Origin of the sequence: Leekyejoonella antrihumi (assembly GCF_007845645.1) — a bacterium.
In the GTDB taxonomy this organism is placed as follows: domain Bacteria; phylum Actinomycetota; class Actinomycetes; order Actinomycetales; family Dermatophilaceae; genus Leekyejoonella; species Leekyejoonella antrihumi.
Genome location: NZ_VCQV01000019.1, coordinates 46,352 through 63,260, shown reverse-complemented (window position 1 = coordinate 63,260; position 16,909 = coordinate 46,352). Strand labels below are relative to the sequence as shown.

At 68.0% G+C, this 16,909-nt stretch carries 14 protein-coding genes and 1 riboswitch; of the genes, 5 read left to right on the top strand and 9 right to left on the bottom strand.

The genetic code is table 11. The features are described 5' to 3' along the window. Positions 1-3 precede the first annotated feature (3 nt). The 5 genes from FGL98_RS13905 to FGL98_RS13885 all read right to left on the bottom strand — a co-directional run bounded on the left by FGL98_RS13905 (position 4) and on the right by FGL98_RS13885 (position 6,684). The gene (locus FGL98_RS13905; protein WP_146317428.1) at positions 4-318 is read right to left on the bottom strand and encodes a WXG100 family type VII secretion target; all 315 of its coding nucleotides are present in this window, start codon (positions 316-318) and stop codon (positions 4-6) included. Positions 319-447: 129 nt separating this feature from the next. After that, the gene (locus FGL98_RS13900) at positions 448-2,658 is read right to left on the bottom strand and encodes a HelD family protein (protein ID WP_246136546.1); all 2,211 of its coding nucleotides are present in this window, start codon (positions 2,656-2,658) and stop codon (positions 448-450) included. Between the two features lie 175 nt (positions 2,659-2,833). Then, entirely contained in the window at positions 2,834-4,408 is a 1,575-nt protein-coding gene (locus FGL98_RS13895) for a trypsin-like peptidase domain-containing protein (RefSeq protein WP_146317426.1), read from the bottom strand. Between the two features lie 51 nt (positions 4,409-4,459). Beyond that, entirely contained in the window at positions 4,460-5,935 is a 1,476-nt protein-coding gene (locus FGL98_RS13890) for a sensor histidine kinase (protein WP_146317424.1), read from the bottom strand. 50 nt (positions 5,936-5,985) lie between these two features. After that, complete coding sequence (locus FGL98_RS13885; protein WP_146317422.1) at positions 5,986-6,684, bottom strand: response regulator transcription factor; 699 nt, start codon at positions 6,682-6,684, stop codon at positions 5,986-5,988. Between the two features lie 138 nt (positions 6,685-6,822). Here FGL98_RS13885 and FGL98_RS13880 point away from each other — a divergent pair, with 138 nt between their 5' ends. Both FGL98_RS13880 and FGL98_RS13875 read left to right on the top strand, forming a co-directional pair. Beyond that, positions 6,823-7,245: a MarR family winged helix-turn-helix transcriptional regulator gene (locus FGL98_RS13880; RefSeq protein WP_246136545.1), complete on the top strand. Its 423-nt coding sequence runs from the start codon at positions 6,823-6,825 to the stop codon at positions 7,243-7,245. Then, positions 7,242-8,531, top strand: coding sequence for an MFS transporter (locus tag FGL98_RS13875; RefSeq protein ID WP_146317420.1), 1,290 nt, complete (start codon positions 7,242-7,244; stop codon positions 8,529-8,531). Before FGL98_RS13880 ends, FGL98_RS13875 begins: the two co-directional genes overlap by 4 nt. A 95-nt stretch (positions 8,532-8,626) precedes the next feature. Here the strand turns inward: FGL98_RS13875 and FGL98_RS13870 are convergent, their stop codons facing one another. The 4 genes from FGL98_RS13870 to serC all read right to left on the bottom strand — a co-directional run bounded on the left by FGL98_RS13870 (position 8,627) and on the right by serC (position 13,718). After that, positions 8,627-9,181, bottom strand: coding sequence for a hypothetical protein (locus FGL98_RS13870; RefSeq protein WP_146317418.1), 555 nt, complete (start codon positions 9,179-9,181; stop codon positions 8,627-8,629). A gap of 47 nt (positions 9,182-9,228) precedes the next feature. Beyond that, entirely contained in the window at positions 9,229-9,375 is a 147-nt protein-coding gene (locus FGL98_RS25460) for a hypothetical protein (protein ID WP_186526171.1), read from the bottom strand. Positions 9,376-9,881: 506 nt separating this feature from the next. Continuing rightward, positions 9,882-12,482 carry an aminopeptidase N gene (gene pepN / locus FGL98_RS13865; protein WP_222432175.1) on the bottom strand — a complete coding sequence of 867 codons (2,601 nt, stop codon included), beginning with the start codon at positions 12,480-12,482 and terminating at the stop codon, positions 9,882-9,884. Between the two features lie 78 nt (positions 12,483-12,560). Continuing rightward, positions 12,561-13,718, bottom strand: coding sequence for a phosphoserine transaminase (gene serC, locus FGL98_RS13860; RefSeq protein WP_146317493.1), 1,158 nt, complete (start codon positions 13,716-13,718; stop codon positions 12,561-12,563). A gap of 25 nt (positions 13,719-13,743) precedes the next feature. On the opposite strand from serC, the gene pdxH reads away from it, so the two are divergent. The 3 genes from pdxH to FGL98_RS13845 all read left to right on the top strand — a co-directional run bounded on the left by pdxH (position 13,744) and on the right by FGL98_RS13845 (position 16,881). After that, positions 13,744-14,424: a pyridoxamine 5'-phosphate oxidase gene (pdxH, locus tag FGL98_RS13855; RefSeq protein WP_146317416.1), complete on the top strand. Its 681-nt coding sequence runs from the start codon at positions 13,744-13,746 to the stop codon at positions 14,422-14,424. A 637-nt stretch (positions 14,425-15,061) separates the two neighbouring features. Beyond that, a complete protein-coding gene (locus FGL98_RS13850; protein ID WP_146317414.1) occupies positions 15,062-15,769 on the top strand; it encodes an iron-dependent transcriptional repressor DtxR in 708 nt (235 codons plus the stop codon). A gap of 148 nt (positions 15,770-15,917) precedes the next feature. Next, a riboswitch (cyclic di-AMP (ydaO/yuaA leader) is annotated at positions 15,918-16,076 on the top strand. 1 nt (position 16,077) lies between these two features. Further along, on the top strand, positions 16,078-16,881 hold the full coding sequence (locus FGL98_RS13845; protein ID WP_222432174.1) for a C40 family peptidase: 804 nt from the start codon (positions 16,078-16,080) through the stop codon (positions 16,879-16,881). Positions 16,882-16,909: the final 28 nt, after the last annotated feature.

Genomic DNA, 16,909 nt, shown 5'->3' with positions numbered 1-16,909 from the left:
CGGCTACCCCCGTGGCATGAAGGAGGCCTTCACGTCCTGCTCGGTCTGTGAGTACGTCGCACCGGCAGACTTCAGGGCGCGACTGATGTCGTCGAGCGCCGTGCGCACTCGTTCCTGAGCGGTCTCCCACTCCCGGTGCAGATCGGCATACTGCACAGCGGCCTGCCCCTTCCAGGTGCCCTGCAGGCTCTCGAGCTTGCGGCGCATCACAGCCATTGCCTCCTCGATCTGCTGGGAGATCGCCGCGACATCGCCCCCGTGCCGGTCGATCTCGCCGGCGTCGACGGTGTAGGCGCCCGGTGTCGGACCTGCGCTCATGGTGTCCTCCTTCGTGTGCGCCGCCTGAGTTGGCGGACGTCCTGGGAGCGACGCTACGCAAGATCGGGTGGGCACCTCGGAAGTTATCCACAGGCACTGGAGGGAACTCGCGTCTCGGAGGTGCGGAACTCACTTCTCGGGGGTGGGGTTGAGCTCTGGCGGCAGGGGTGCGCAGTGCAGCACGGTGAGCGAGGAGACCGTGCGGGTCAGCACGACATACAGCCGGCGCAGGCCGGTGCGCCGATCCGGCTCCGCGGCAACGATGGCCGCCGGCTCCAGGACCAGCACATGATCGAACTCGAGGCCCTTGGCCACCGAAGCCGGCACCAGCTGGACCCGGTGGTCCTGCTCGTCTCCCTCGTCCAGGCTGAGGTCGGCGTGGTCGATCTGCGCCTGCTGCAGTGCGTTCGAGACCTTGCGGAGGTCGCCGTCGGGCACGATCACGCCCACCGAGCCGAGATCGGTCAGCAGCCCGGCGACCGCGCTGACGGCCGCCGTGGTGAGCTGTCGAGGCGTGGTGGGCTCGATGGTGAGCCGGCCAGGGTTGTCGCGCACCGAGGTCGGCGCCGGGAGCTGCGGCGCCATCGCTGGCAGCAGTCGAGTGGCAAGTTCGAGCACCGTTGCAGGGACGCGGAACCCGCGGTTCAGCACCTCGAGGTGGTGGTCGGGGTGGCCGAGGTGGGTCATCGATGTCTCCCACGAGTCGGTCGCCCACGGTGTCGTGCCCTGAGCGATGTCACCGAGCACGGTCATCGACCCGGTCGAGCAGCGACGACCGACGGCGCGCAGCTGCATCGGCGAGAGATCCTGCGCCTCGTCGAGGATGATGTGGCCCAGACTCGGCGTCCGTGTCAGCTGGTCACCGACCTCATCCAGCAACGCCATGTCGGGGCCCGTCCAGCGCGCCGACCCCTTCGAGGCGGGTGCCCTGTCCCAGAGCAGCAGCAGTCGTTCGTGGTCCGCCAACAGGCCCTCCGAGGCGCCGTCGAGTGCATCCGCGTCGGCGAGGAGGCGGAAGAGCACCTCGGCCGGATCCAACGCGGGCCACAGCGCCTTGACGTACGACTTCATCGCGGCGCAGCGACCGACCGCGTCCTGCACCCGGTCGTCGGGCGAGTCGCCGGCGCGCTCCATCCGCAGCAGCACGGCGTGGGCCAGCCGCTGGGGCAGCATCGCCCGCGCAGCGTCATAGCGGACACCTCGGGTGCGCAGCTCCTCGACGATCTCGCGCACCTCGTAGGCGGGGACCCGCCACTTGTGGATTCCGCGCGGGACGATCAGTGGCTCGGTGGCCGTCCCGACGCGCGCCCACACCGCCCGGCGCACGACCTCCGCCATCCGGGCGTCGCCCTTGAGGACGGCCGTCGACGTCGGCTCGGTGCCGCGTACCCGGCCGTGGGAGAGCAGGTCCGAGAGCGTCGAGTGGCGGACGCGCACCTCTCCGAGCGCGGGCAGGACGGCGCGAATGTGCTCGAGGAATGCCTTGTTCGGCCCGATGACCAGCACACCGGTGCGATCCAGCCGGTCGCGGAAGGTGTAGAGCAGCCATGCCGCCCGGTGCAGGCCTACGGCCGTCTTGCCCGTTCCGGGTGCGCCCTGCACGCAGATCGTCTGGGTGACGTCCGCTCGCACGATCTCATCCTGCTCCGGCTGAATCGTCGACACGATGTCACGCATCGGGCCGGTGCGCGGCCGCTCGATCTCGGCGGCCAAAATCCCGCTGTGGGCCTCCGGTTCACGTGGCTGTGACAGGTGTTCGTCCTCGATCGCGGTGAGGACGCCGTGATCCACCCCGAACCGGCGGCGGAGCGTCACCCGCATCGGCTCGGTGTGCGAGGCACGGTAGAACGCCGTCGACACCGGCGCCCGCCAGTCGACCACGACCGGGGTGCCGGCCTCGTCGCTCACGTGTCGGCGGCCGATGTACCACCGTCCACTGTCCTCGCTCGATGCATCACCTTCGCGGAGAACTTCGTGGGGTGTTTTTCGGGGTCCTCGCGAAGTATCGGAGGGAGCTTGCGACTGGAGAACTTCGTGGGGTGTTTTTCGGGGTCCTCGCGAAGTATCGGAGGGAGCTTGCGACTGGAGAACTTCTTGGGGGAAATCGATGCGACCGAAGAAGAGGGTGGTGCGCGGGTCGTCCTGCAGGGACGCGACCCGGCGGGCAAGAACGGCCTCGAGGGTGCCGGCCGACTCCTTGCTGCTTGCGCCGTAGGCATCCAGCGACTCGGCCACCGCGCGCATCCGTGCCAGCTCCGCGCGGGCGCGATCGAGGTAGGCCTGCTCGCGAGCCAGCTCGCCGGCATACGGGGAGCGTGCGGTTGTGGGCACATCGGACATGAGGGAAGGGCGCCTCTCGCGGCCGGTCAACTGGGGGAACGGGTAAGAATACCCGCTCTCCCCAGGAGGCCTGCGAGAGACGCCCTTCATGATCCAGCCCGTCACAACCGGATCAACCCCGTCAGGAACACCAGGCGCGGAGGAAGGGAGTTGTACCTGGTGCCCCTTGTCACGATCAGCTGCTGGAAGTGTCCGCTCCCAGCGTGACCGTGACGCTCTGTTGCTGTCCGCCACGAATGACGGTCAGCTTGATCTTCTGGCCTACCGTCTTGGCCCGCACATAGCCGACGAGTGCATCGGACGATACGACGGACTTGCCATCGACCGCTGTGATCACATCACCAGCCTTCAGTCCAGCCTTGGCTGCGGAGGAGCCCTTCTTGACCGTGACGACCTTCGCCGCCTGCTCCGTCGCACCGTTCACCTTCACCGTGGCCGTCTGCACCGTGACGCCGACCTGTGCATGGGTGGCCTTCCCATCCTTGATCAGCTGTCCCGTGATGTTCTTGACGACGGACACAGGAATAGCAAACCCGATCCCGATGTTTCCCGACTGGGAGGAGGCTGAGGATTGCCCGACAGTGGCGATCGACGAGTTGATACCGATGAGCTGGCCGCTGCCGCTGACCAGGGCGCCACCGGAGTTGCCGGGGTTGATCGCGGCGCTCGTCTGGATGGCGTTGGTCGTAACCGTCTGCTGGGCCTGTTGCTGTTGCTGCAGGCCGAACGGATTGGTGCCACTGCCACCGCTGCCCGGGTTGGTCTCTTCCTGGGTCGTCACCGGCCGGTTCAGCGAACTGACGATCCCCGTGGTCACCGTGCCCGCGAGCCCGAGAGGGTTGCCGATGGCCATCACCGGCTGACCGACGACGAGCTTGCTGTCGTCGCCCATCGTGATCGGAGTGAGCCCCTTGGGCGGGTTCTCGAGCCGGATCACGGCCAGGTCGGTGCTCGGGTCGGTGCCGATCACCTTCGCCTGATAACTGTTGTTGTTGGAGAGGGTGACCGTGACGGTGCCGCCCTTGCCGACCACTGCGACGACGTGGTTGTTGGTCACGATATTGCCGGCGGTGTCGAGGACGACGCCGGACCCCTGGTCGCCGTTCTGACCCTTGACCGCGGTGATCGACACGACACTCGGAGTGACCTTGGACGCCGTGGCCGACCAGTTGACCTGACCCGCGTTCCCGAAGTCCGCCGGGTTGGCCTTGACGATCGTGGTCGAGGTGCCGCCGGCGCCGGCGCCGGTGGCATTGTTGTGAGTCATTGCATAGGTGCCACCGGAGGCGAGCACGGCGGCCAGGATGGCGGCGACGGGCACCGCAACCCAGGGTGCGCGGCTGCGCCGACGGGTGGGCTGCTGCCCCCCGGGCGGCGGCGGGTAGGAACCTTGGCTCGCTGCGGCATACGGTTGCTGGCCCGGGCGGTTCGGCTGGCCGGGACCGCCGACCGGCCGGCCATGACCCTGCTGCGGCGGCTGGCCCGGCTGCTGCCAGGTGCTGTAGACCGGTGCGCCCGGGTACTGCGGTGCACCGTGCGGCTGACCCTGGGGCCCCTGGTAGGGCTGCTGCCGGGGCGAGGGTGGGCCGAACGCGCCGGTGGCGTCGTCCTGCCCGGAGGTCGGGATCGGCGAGGTGTCATGGGAGCCACCGGCGGGCGGCACCGGTCCGGTGGTGTCGTCCCGGCCGTCTCGTGATCCCTCGGGGCGGCTGCCCCTCGGGTCGGAGGTGTTCGGGTCGTCGTGGGACATTCGCTTGCTCCTCGTTGTCTGTGCCACCCCACTCGGCGGGGTCCAGTACGCCTACTCAACCTCGGGCGGCTGGCTATCGTCATTGGTGACCCTGTGTGCCTGCTGTGTGATTGGCGTGTGCAGTAGCGGCAGCTCGAGCACGAAGGTCGCCCCGCCGTCACGAGTGTCCTCCAAACGCACCACCCCATCATGCGCCTGCATGATGGCAGACACGATCGCCAGTCCGAGGCCGCTGCCGCCGCGCGTGCTGTTGCGGGAGGCGTCGGCGCGATAGAAGCGCTCGAAGATCCGCTCGCGCAGGGCGTCCTGCACTCCGGGGCCGTGATCTCGCACGGCCAGTCGGGCAGTGCCGTCCTCCGATCCGACCAGGACCTCGAGCGGGGTCTGCGGCGGGGTGTAGCGAATGGCGTTGGCCATGAGGTTCGTGACAACCTGCCGCAGGCCTGCCTCGTCTCCGGACACCATGGTCGGTTTCACCCGCCCGGACACGCCCAGGAGGCGGATCGGGCGAGAGTGGTCCAAGGCGATCGCGTCCTGCACGGCGTCGGCGCCGAGCACCGTCAGATCGACCGGCTCGAACGGGTGGGCCGGCGCGTCCGGGTCGACCTGTCGGCGCTCCAGCCGGGTGAGCAGCAGCAGGTCGTCGACCATGACGCCCATCCGGGTCGACTCGTCCTCAATGCGGCGCATTGCCGAGCGCAGGTCCGCGGCGCTGGAGACGGCGCCCTGACGAAACAGCTCGGCATACCCTCGAACCGTCGCCAGCGGAGTGCGCAGCTCATGCGAGGCGTCCGCCACGAACCGGCGCATGCGTTCCTCGGAGGCTCGCCGCACCTCGAACGAGTCCTCGATGCGGGCGAGCATCACGTTCAGCGACTTCGACAAGCTGCCGATCTCATCATGGGTGCTGCGCAGGGTGATCCGTCGCGTCAGGTCCCCATCGGCGATGGCGCGTGCGGTGTTCTGGATGTCGCGCAGTGGCCGCATGGCGCGGCGCACCAGGAACCAGCCGAGCACCCCGCAGCTGATCAGCAGCAGCCCCTCGGCCGTCCCAATGACCAGGATGAGGCGTTCGACGATGTCGTCCACGCGCCGCAGCGACACCGCCACGGCATACGTGCCCTCGTGGCCGGGGATCGTTCCGGCGACCAGGCGCCACTGCCCGTCACCCTGGAGGGAGCCGACCGTGAACGGACGGCCGTCCTTGACGTGCGGGTCGTTCGGAGTCAGTGGGGGCCAGGCAGGAGCGGCGTTTGCGGCGCCGAGGAAGTCCTGGGCAGCCCCGCCCTGCCAACGCAGCCGGACGACATACGTGCCCGTCGGCACATATGCCGGCACATCTCGATCCTTGGTGCCCTGCTTGCTGGTGGCGGCGGCAACCAGCTCGGTCTTCGCCGCCTGCAACTCGGCATCCTGACGCTGCAGGAGGAAGGAGCGCAGCTGGTAGGTGGCGACCAGGCCGGTGATCAGCATCGCGGCCGTCATCAGCGCGACCAGAAGCGCCGTCAGCCTCAGTCGCAGCGGCATCGCATGCAGCTCGCGATTGACGGTGCGCAGGCCGCCCCCGGCAGGGTGTCTCACTCGCGCGGCGCGCGAAGCACGTACCCCACGCCACGCTTGGTGTGGATGAGCGGAGGAAGGTCGCCGACATCGATCTTGCGCCGGAGATAGGAGATGTAGCTCTCGACGATGCCGGGCTCACCGCGGAAGTCGTAGTCCCACACGTGGTCGAGGATCTGAGACTTCGACAGGACGCGGCCCTGGTTGAGCATGAGATAGCGCAGCAGTTTGAACTCGGTGGGGGAGACCTCGATGACCCGGCCCTGGCGCCGGACCTCATGGGAGTCCTCGTCCAGCACCAGGTCGGCGACGGAGACGGAGGACTGCGGCTCGTTGTCGAGCTGGGTGCGTCGCAGCACAGCGCGGATGCGAGCCACCACCTCCTCGAGGCTGAAGGGTTTGGTGACGTAGTCGTCGCCGCCGACGGTCAGCCCGGTGACCTTGTCGTCCGTGGCGTCGCGAGCGGTCAGGAAGAGGATCGGCAGGTCGATGCCCGTGCTCCGCAGCTTGCGGGTGACCGTGAAGCCGTCCATGTCCGGCAGCATGACGTCGAGGACCGCGAGGTCGATCGGGTGGTCGCGGGCCATTTGCAGGGCCTCGTTGCCGGTTGCGGCCGAGTGCACCTCGAAGCCCGCAAACTTCAGGCTCGTGGCCAGCAGGTCGCGGATGTTCGTCTCGTCCTCGACGACGAGCAGTCGTGCTTCGGGGGTGTTCATGCGGAATGCACTTCTGGCGTGGTCATAGCATCCACAATCCTAGCCCTGCCTGAGACCTTCCTGAGAGATTTGTGGATCGGAACTGGATGTGAGCAGAACGACATTTAGTTAGTTGAAGTAATGAGATATGCTAACCATGTGAATTCGAACGAGCGACGAAGGTTGGCAGCCGACCTCCGCTCGGTGTGTATGCGGATCAGTCGCCGGGCGCGGTTCGACAACGCCGAGACGGTGGCCCCTCATCAGTTCTCGGTCCTGGCGAAGCTGGAGAACACGGTGCGGACACCGCGGCAGCTGGCTGATATCGAATGCGTCAGCGCACCGTCCATGACGCGCACCGTGGCCGGACTGGTCGAGAAGGGCCTGGTATGTCGCACCGACGACCCGGACGACCGGCGTCAGGTGCAGCTGAGTCTGACCAAGGAGGGACTGCACGTGCTGAAGGAGGGTCGGCGCACCCGGGATGAGTGGATGCTGTCGCGCATCGAAGGGCTCTCCGAGCAGGAGTGCGAGGTGCTTGACCAGGCCCGCGAGATCCTGGGCCGAGTGGTCGCCAGGTGAACCGGACCTTCGCATCGCTCTCGGTCTACAACTATCGCGTCTACTTCATGGGCGCGATGACCTCCAACATCGGCACCTGGATCGGGCGGATCGCCCAGGACTGGCTGGTCCTCACCGTCCTGACCAACCACAACGCGACCGCGCTCGGATTCGTCACTGCGCTGCAGTTCGCGCCGGCGGTGCTCCTCGCGCCGGTCGCGGGTGCGCTGACCGACCGCTACTCCAAGCGGAAGGTGCAGTTCCTTGCGCAGGGCGCACTCGCTCTGACCTCCGCCCTCCTTGCGACGCTGGTGCTGACCGGGGCCGTCCAGTTGTGGCACGTCTTCCTCACCGCCACCCTGCAGGGCTTCGCGACGGCGCTGAACAATCCCAGTCGCCAGGCGATGGTCTCCGAGATGGTGCCGTCGGAGCTGGTGTCCAATGCCGTCAGTCTGAACTCCACCTCGTTCAACGCCGCCCGGATCGTCGGGCCCGGCATAGCGGGTCTGCTGGTCGGGATCATCGGGATCGGGCACACCATCCTCTTCGACACGTTCTCGTTCGTCGCAGTGATGGTCTCGCTCTACGTCATGCGCCCGGACGAGCTGATGCCCGCCCCGCGCAGCCGCGGGAAGGGCAAGGTTCGCGAGGGCCTGGCATACGTCCGGCACCGTCCGGACATCATGTTGATCCTCGTGATGATCTTCATGCTCGGCACCTTCGGGATGAATTTCCAGCTCACGACGGCCCTGATGGCCACCGCCACGTTCCACCAGAACGCGACGGGGTTTGGGCTGCTGGGGTCCGTGATGGCGATCGGGTCGCTCGGCGGCGCACTCATGTCGGCGCGGCGCTCGCGACCACGGTTGCGGGTGCTGATGATCTCCCTTGCCGCGTTCACGGTGGCGTCCGCGGCCGCAGCCTTTGCCCCGTCGTACCTGCTGTTCGCGGTCCTGCTGGTCCCCACCGGATTTGCCGCGATCACCTTCCTCAACACCGCCAACTCCGCGGTGCAGCTGAGTGTCTCGCCGGTGATGCGCGGCCGGGTCATGGCGCTCTACATGGCGGTATTCCTCGGCGGGACGCCCATCGGGGCACCGCTCATCGGCTGGATCGGTGACGCATTCGGAGCGCGCTGGACGATCCTCATCGGAAGTGTCGCGTCGCTGGTCACGGTGGTGGGCGCGATGCTGTATGTCATGCGCAGCGAGGACCTCTACCTGCGGATCGAGCGCACGCCGGTGCCGCACCTCGAGGTGCGCCCGCGCGACATGGCGGACAGCACCGCGACCGAGCGGGTCGCGTGATTGAGCCAAAGTGCACACCTGGGAGGCGTGGATTTCGGATGCGGTGCCTGGCACCACCGAGTGATCTCGCCTCGTCTCGTCCGTCCGCCGGGTGGTCAGAGCCAGTGGCGGCGCGGCATACGGCGTAGTCCCTTGTCGCTCAGGATCCGCAGCAACCCTGCGCGCGAGAGCGCGTCATCCCAGCCCCATCGCGCGACGTCCCAGTCGGACCTACGCACGCGGTCTTCGCGAAGCTTTTCCCGATGCACCACCTCACCGGGCGCCTCGCCCGGACGCAGATAGCGGGCGTACTTCGCAGCGCCGTCGCACTCGCCGACAAGTCCGGGCCAGCCGAAGTCACCGCGGTCGAACTGCCCATCGCGGTCCACCAACGGCACCTGGAGCTCGGGTCGTGGCAGACGCAGCTCATACATGGCCACGCGGCTCAACGACTCCAGCGCGGACTCGGCCCGCGGATCGGCCAGCGCGATGGTGGTGCGGACCTCGGTGATCCCGGCCGTTCCCTTGTCGAGGGCGTGGAGCTCGGACTCCAGATCCGCCCGATCGCACAGACGGTGGTGCAGTGCGTAGTCGGCTGCTGCGACGGCCGACTGCAGCGAACCGTCCCGTGCCAGGTCGACGACGGTCCGCGCCGCAGCCGTGATACGCACGTCGTTCACCCTTGTGCTTGGCGGGGACTGTGTCATGTGGTGTCGTTTCACCAGACCGGATGACGCCGCCGGTCTTGGTGGTGTGCACCTCGCGCGGCCAGGGGCTCGACGACCGGCATGCCCCACAGCACTGCGGCGGACCAGTGCGAGTAGACGTTGTCCGCAGACCTCGAGTAGAGCACCGTCGCGTGCACCCGAGCGGCATACCGGGTGTCGGCATTGAAGGTGGCCGAGTCCGCGGCGTCGTAGTAGGCACCGCGGCGGATCTGCGCAAGGACGGGGGTACCGTCGGGTCGGAGTTCGGTGCGGGGGTCGAGACGTTGGTCGCCCAGTTCGCTCGCCAGGATGATGCGACTCGCGTCGAAGAGAAGAGCAGATGTGCCCGGTGTGCCGTCTGAGGCGCGGCCGACCAGGTGCGGGACATGCCGGCGATCGGCGCCCGCATACGTCGGGCGCCACGTATGCGGGTCACTGTCCAGGAGGGGGTCCGTCGGTCCAGGTTGTCCGGTGCAGTGCTCATGTCACCAACTTCGCAGGCTCGCACAGGGTGGTCCTGGGTTACCCACAGGGCGCGGCCTTCCGCCCTTGCCGGCGGCGGCCGTGGAGGGGTTGGAGGACCCGCAATACCCGCCCCCAACTCGACGGGGGGCGTGCGGGCAGGAGACATGCGAGGAGAGGGTGAGGAGAAGGGGTGACCTGATCAGACCTGGGACTGCGCGTAGGCCTGGGCCAGCAGGTAGTGCTCCGTGTCGGCGGCCTGCTCGATCACGTTGCGACGCAGCGCAGCCTCGGCACTCTGGTGCTCGTCCAGCCACTGTTTGGCCCGCTGGATCACGGGATGCTGCTGCGGGTCCTGGCCCTCACTCAGGTCGGCGGGCGGGAAGAGACCGACCACCAGCCGGGTCGCCATGGTCTGCGGCATCGATCGCCACCAGTCGATCAAGGACGCGAAGTATCGGTCGGCAAGGTGCGCACGGTCCGCGGAGCTGGCCGGCGCGTCGAACCCGGCGAGCAGCGCACGCTGCGTGTCGTTGGTGATCGTCGCGTCGGCGACCAGTGACTGCCAGACGGCATCCTTGGTCGCGGTGCCGGGCAGGCTTGCCAGGGCCTTGTCGTGAGCGAGACGACCGCTCATCGTGCTGTCTCGATTCAGCTCGGCGGCAAGCGCATCCGCACCGAAACGACCTTGCGCGGCAAGGGCTGTGGCCAGCTCCCACCGCAGATCCGGGTCCATCGGCAGACCCTCGATGACGTCGCGGCCGTCCAACAGCGCTTCGATGTTGCCGGCCGTACCGCCGTGCAGGGCTCCGAATCGCGCGACGGATCGCGCCCAGACCTGTTGCGCGTCGGTGCCGGGGGCGGCTGACCTCAGGTGCTCCAGAGCAGATGCCGCCAGGCGCTGTCGGAGCTCTGGCCGTTGGGTCGGTGTGGCGTAGTGGCAGACGGCCGTGTGTGCAAGTGTCAAAATCTGTTGCAGCAGAGTCGCATTCCGCTCGGTTGGAGCCTGGGCGAGGGCCGACTCGATGAAGGTTCGTGCCGGCAGCGCGCGGTCGCGCACCATGTTCCACAGGCTCGACCAGACAAGCGCACGGGAGAGCGGCTCGTCGATCGTGGACAGGTGACGGCCGGCCGCCTGGACGGACGGCCCGTCCAGGCGGACCACGGCATACGTCAGGTCGTCGTCGTTGACGATCACCAGGTCGGCGGAGACTCCGGTCGCCTCGGGCACGGGGGTATGCGTGCCTGCGACCTCGACATCGATCACCGTGACGCGCGTGAGGCGATCCCCCTCGAGGGCATAGAGGCCGACCCGTAGTCGGTGCGGACGCGAGATCGCCTCTCCTGTCATGGAGTCCATCGCATCCTGCTGAATCACCAGGTCGGTGATGGCGCCGTGCTCATCTCGTGTGGTCGCGAAGGACAGCAGCGACGGGCCGGCAGTCTGCAGCCACAGGTTCGACCAGGTGCGCAGGTCTCGCCCCGAGCTGGACTCGAGGGCGCTCAGGAGGTCATCCAGTGTGGTCGAGCCGAATGCGTGGTCGGCGAAGTACTGCTGCGCACCGGCGAAGAATGCGTCGCGGCCGACGTAGGCCTGCAGCTGCTTCAGCACGGCTGCACCCTTGGCGTAGGTGATGCCGTCGAAGTTCTGCCGCGCTGCCTCCAGATCGTCGATCGTGGCGACGATCGGATGAGTGCTCGGCCGCTGGTCCTGCGTGTAGGCCCACTGCTTGCGCCCGAGCGCGAAGAGAATCCACGCACCGGGGAACCCCACTGCCTCCGCGGCGGTTTGGTAACCCATGAGGTCCGCGAACGACTCCTTGAGCCACAGGTCGTCCCACCACGCGGGGGTCGCCAGATCACCGAACCACATGTGTGCCATCTCATGCATGATCACCTCGGCTCGCTGCTCGCGCTGCAGATCGGTGGCCCGGCCGCGATAGAGAAAGCTGTCGGTGAAGGTGACGAGACCAGGGTTCTCCATGGCGCCGAGGTTGTACTCGGGCACGAAGATCTGGTCGTACTTCCCCCACGGGTAGGGGTAGGCGAAGGCCTCGTCGAAGAAGTCCAGGCCGTGCTTCGTGATCGCGAATACCTCTTCAGCACTTGCGAACTGCGCCATCGACTGCCGGCAGAGCAGGCCGAGTCGGACCTTTTGCGTGGTGCCGTCGGGGCGCGAGATCGACCAGACGTCGGACTCGCGGCGATACGGCCCGGCCGCCACGGCCGTGATGTATGACGACTGGCGCGGGGTGGGCTCGAACGTCACCGTGGCGGTCAGCTCATCCTCGGTTCGGGATGCCGCGGCCTGGCCCGAAGCGATCTCCCACTCCTTCGGCGCCGTCACGACGAAGGTGAACTGCGCCTTCAGGTCGGGCTGCTCGAAGCAGGCGAACATCCGGCGCGAGTCGGTCGGCTCGAGATGCGTGTAGAGGTAGGTGCGGTCGTCCTGCGGATCGGTGAAGCGGTGCATGCCCTCGCCGGTGCGGCTGTATCGGCAGTGCGCCTCGACGTGCAGCTCGTTCTCGGCTCGCAGCCCGGTCAGCGGCAGCCGAGCTCCGTCATACGTCGAGGTGTCGACCGGCTGCCCGTTCAGGGTGGCTCGGGCGACCCGATCGGCGACCAGATCGACCCAGGTGGCGTCGGCGGTGGAGGAGAACCGGAGGGTCGTGGCGGACCGGTAGGTGTCGGCGCCCGGGTCGACCGCGTTGCTCAGGTCGAGTTCGACCCGGTAGTCCTGCACGGTCAGGGCGGCGCCGCGCTGTCGGCACTCGATGTGGGTCAGGTTCAAGTCTCCGGTCACGGTTGCTCACTCAATCATGTGCAGACCAGCGCAGGTGAGGAGGGGCACCGGGCGTAAGGCGCATCACCGGGGCGGAAGTCACCACTCGGTGGTAGGCAACTCGCGTCTCGGGGGGAGGTGGCCGACGACGTGGTCGATGCACTGGGTGAGCGCGGTGATGTCGTCGGGCTCGATGGAGGGGAACATCCCGATCCGCAGCTGGTTGCGGCCCAGCTTGCGGTAGGACTCCGTGTCGACGATGCCGTTCGCTCGCAGCGCGCCCGCCACGGCATCCGCATCCACGGCAGCGTCCAGGTCGATGGTGCCCACGACCAGCGACCGCTGCTCCACCACGCTCACGAACGGACTGGCGTATGCCGTGTCCTGAGCCCATGCGTAGAGCCGGCTGCTGCTGTCGGTGGTCCGCGAGACGGCCCACGGCAGCCCGCCGTTCTCGTTCAGCCACTGGATCTGGTGGGCGAGCATCACGAGGGTCGCGATGGCCGGGGTGTTGTAGGTCTGCTGCTTGCGAGAGTTGCTGACGCAGGTCGCCAGGTCGAGTGTGTCCGGGATCCACCGGCGCCCGGCCTTGATCTCCTCGACCCGTGCCAGGGCGGCCGGGGACAGGATCGCCAGCCAGAGCCCGCCGTCGGAGCCGAAGCACTTCTGCGGGGAGAAGTAGTAGGCATCGGCCTGTGCAACATCGACCGGCAGGCCGCCCGCTCCGGACGTTGCATCAACCAGCATCAGGGCGTCGTCATCCGCACCCGCGACGCGCCGCACCGCAGCCATCGCACCGGTGGACGTCTCGTTGTGTGCCCACGCATACGCATCGACACCGGCCTCCGCGTGCGCGGTGGCGACCTGGCCCGGTTCTGCGGTGACGACCGTGGGGTCGCCGAGGAACGGCGCGCGCTGCACGGCGGCCGCGAACTTGCCGGTGAACTCGCCATACACCAGGTGCTGCGCGCGGTCGCGGATCAGGCTGAAGGCGGCAAGATCCCAGAACTGCGTCGCCCCGCCGTTGCCGACCACGACCTCGTAGCCGGGTGGAAGTGCGAAGAGCGTGCGCAGACCCTCTTGGATCTGCCCCACGAGCGATTTGACCGGAGCCTGCCGGTGCGAGGTGCCCAGCAACGAGGTGCCGACCGTGGCGAGATGCTCGATCTGCGCCGCGCGCACCTTGCTGGGACCGCAGCCGAATCGGCCGTCGGTGGGCTTGATCGAGTCGGGAATGGGGAGAGTCACAGGCGTCAGTCTGCCAGCGCATACCCTCGGGCGTATGCAGGAGATCAAGCGCTGGGACTACAACGGTGAAGGCATCGACGAGCAGGCGATGCCGGCCGCACCCTGGGATGCGGTGACCCATTGGGTCGATGCCGCACGCACGCACGCGCAGGGCGACGCGGACCGGCCCGATCCGGACGCGATCGAGGTCGCGACGGTGGATCCCACCGGCCACCCGCAGGTCCGCACCGTCCTGATGCGCTACCTGACGCCCGAGGGGCCGGGTTTCTACACCAATCTGTCGTCGCACAAGGGTCGAGACCTGCGGCACGACCCGCGGGTTGCCGCCACGCTGACCTGGCCGACGCTGTTCCGAGCAGTGCGCTTTGTCGGGACCGCGCACGAGCTGTCGCGGGAGACCGTCGCGGACTACTTCCAGGCGCGGCCGTGGGGGTCCCGGATCAGTGCGTGGGCCTCGCACCAGTCGCAGCCGGTGGCCGGACGCGCCCAGCTCGAGGCGGCGGTCGCGGCCTACGAGCGGCGCTGGCCGGACACCGGGGCGCCGGATGACGTGCCGGTGCCGGACTTTTGGGGTGGGTACCTCATCCGGTGCGACGAGGTGGAGCTGTGGGCCGGACGCCGGAGCCGACTGCACGACCGGCTCGTCTACGTGCGCACCGGCAACGGTGACTTGAGCGACGCTGCCGACTGGCGGATCGAGCGCCGCCAGCCCTGACGGGAGCGAGCGGGAGTGGCGGGGAGCAGTAGGCATGGGACAGCCCGTGGGCTCCGTGCCGGGTGGCACGGGTGCGTGATGGACGAATCACGCTCCCACGGGCTGCGGCAGCTGCGTTGGAATCGCTACCGCATCGTCCGATGTCGGTCCACCGAGAAGGTGGTCACCGGGCTGCGGTGCGCTAGCGCGCAACCACCTCACGCGTCCTAGAAGAATTCATTTCTTGGACCACCTCCTCTCTCGTGTACCTCCACGCTAGGCCGCTGATCGTGGATAGCGCAACGGATTAAGCCGGGAGAGGAAAGGGCTGTTCCGCTGGGGAGTATGCGAAGCGGCCGGCGCACAGGGGGGAGGCGCCGGCCGCCGAGCTGGACCCGAAGGCCCGCTCCAACCCCCACCAAGGTGGAGGCCCGCCCAGCACCGCGGTCAGGGGGGGAGGAGTCCGCGGTACTAACTGAAGAACGTACTGCCTCCGCCCAAGATTCCCAGCAGCGACCCGACGTGAGCGCGGTTACGAAATAATCTGGACAGCAATGGGTGACACGTGTTGATCGCTTGACCACCACGACAGCCGGCAGCCGCGGATTGGATTGCGGTCGGAAGGGACATTGTCGGGCGAAGATGGCACTCTTACTCTGTGACCGACCTGATCGACACTACTGAGATGTACCTGCGGACGATCTTCGACCTCGAAGAGGAGGGGATCCCCCCGCTGCGTGCGCGTATCGCCGAGCGCTTGGGGCACTCGGGCCCGACCGTCTCCCAGACCGTCGCCCGGATGGAGCGCGACGGCCTGGTCACCCTCGCGGGCGACCGTCACCTGGAGCTGACCGACCATGGTCGGCTGCTTGCGACCCGAGTGATGCGCAAGCACCGGCTCGCCGAGCGGTTGCTGGTCGACGTCATCGGACTTGAGCTGCAGTTCGTCCACGACGAGGCCTGCCGCTGGGAGCACGTCATGAGCGACCGCGTCGAGCGCAAGATCCTCGGCCTGCTCGACGAGCACCACCTGTCGCCCTACGGCAACCCGATCCCCGGCCTCGAGGAGCTCGGGGAGGAGAGCACCGTGCTGCAGTTCCGCGACGGGGTGCAGCCGCTGACCGATGCGGTCAAGACCGCGGACGCGGTCTCGGTCGTGGTACGCCGCATCGGGGAGCCTGCCCAGGCCGATGCCGATGCGATCGGCGTGCTCACCTCGGCCGGCATCAAACCGGGTGCCCGGGTCGATGCGCACATCGAGTCCGGCCGCGTGGTCGCGGTCGTCGACGGGAGTCACGAGGGCGTATCGCTGCCCCTGGACGTGGCATCGCACGTATTCGTCGAAAAGGCGAGCTCCGCGAGCTGACGCGCACGGACGGTCGGTCCATGGCCGGCGGCGCGAGTCGCGTGACCCATTTGTGACCTAACCGGGGACGCCGTGTAGCGTAGCCGTCGGCCTCACCACCCCGGTGCGGCTATCGAGCGCCACCGCCGAGTCCTGCCACGGCGCTCGAGATGACTGCACACCGCACGGCAGGAGCGGGGGAACCACTCTGGGCGTCCTAGGGCGTCCTTGGGGCTAGGTCACCGGCCAAACTCGGGGTTTGGTCACGACAGGGTATTTCTCCACCCGAGCCCGACAGCTCACCTCGTAGGCGCAGGAGAGGCATTTCTGTGTCAATAAACGGATCCCGCGGTCGACACCGCGCCCCGAGCAAGATCTCGACCCATTTCAGCTCCGCAGCCCGGGTGACCGCCACCGTGGCCGTCAGCGGTGGCCTGGTGGCCGCCATTGCCGCACCGCAGGCAGCGCACGCCGAAGGCGTGGCCTCGATGAGCTCCTCGGCTCAGCAGGCCGCGGCAACCACGCTGACCTACACGAACGCCAAGACCTTGTCGGCTCGGTATGAGAGCGGGGCCCAGACCGTCGATCTGACGGTGCGCAGCGTCGCTCACAAGGCAGTCAAGAAGGCCGTCAGCACACCCGTGCGGACCCGCCAGACGGTGCGGGCCGACCGGCAGCAGCGCAGCGAGCAGCAGACCTCACGCTCTGCCACCCGTCCGAGCCCGGCGCCGGCCAGGCAGCCGAAGGCGGTCGATCCGGCCCCCGCACCGAAGCCCAAGGCACCGCCGGTCTCCGCGCCGTCGCGTTCGGGTGCCGTGGGCATCGCGATGCGCTACATCGGCGTGCCCTACGTCTATGGCGGAACATCGCCGGCCGGCTTCGACTGCTCCGGACTGACCCAGTACGTCTACGCGCAGCTGGGCATCTCGATACCTCGGACCGCGTCCGCGCAGCAGGCCTCGATGCAATCGGTGAGCAACCCGCAGCCGGGTGACCTGGTGTTCTTCGGCTACCCGGCCTACCACGTGGGCATCTACGCCGGAAACGGCGAGATGATCGCCGCGCCGAAGCCCGGTGGATCAGTGCAGCTGCAGAAGATCTGGGACACCCCGTCCGGCTACGGCCGCCCCTGATCTGACCCGCCTACGACCAAGCCCCCGC

What these genes read in the sequence shown, in the direction of transcription:
- FGL98_RS13905 (WP_146317428.1), bottom strand. Translation starts at nt 318, where the DNA reads ATGAGCGCAGGTCCGACACCGGGCGCCTACACCGTCGACGCCGGCGAG.
- FGL98_RS13900 (WP_246136546.1), bottom strand. Translation starts at nt 2,658, where the DNA reads ATGTCCGATGTGCCCACAACCGCACGCTCCCCGTATGCCGGCGAGCTG.
- FGL98_RS13895 (WP_146317426.1), bottom strand. Translation starts at nt 4,408, where the DNA reads ATGTCCCACGACGACCCGAACACCTCCGACCCGAGGGGCAGCCGCCCC.
- FGL98_RS13890 (WP_146317424.1), bottom strand. Translation starts at nt 5,935, where the DNA reads ATGCCGCTGCGACTGAGGCTGACGGCGCTTCTGGTCGCGCTGATGACG.
- FGL98_RS13885 (WP_146317422.1), bottom strand. Translation starts at nt 6,684, where the DNA reads ATGAACACCCCCGAAGCACGACTGCTCGTCGTCGAGGACGAGACGAAC.
- pdxH (WP_146317416.1), top strand. Translation starts at nt 13,744, where the DNA reads ATGCAGGAGATCAAGCGCTGGGACTACAACGGTGAAGGCATCGACGAG.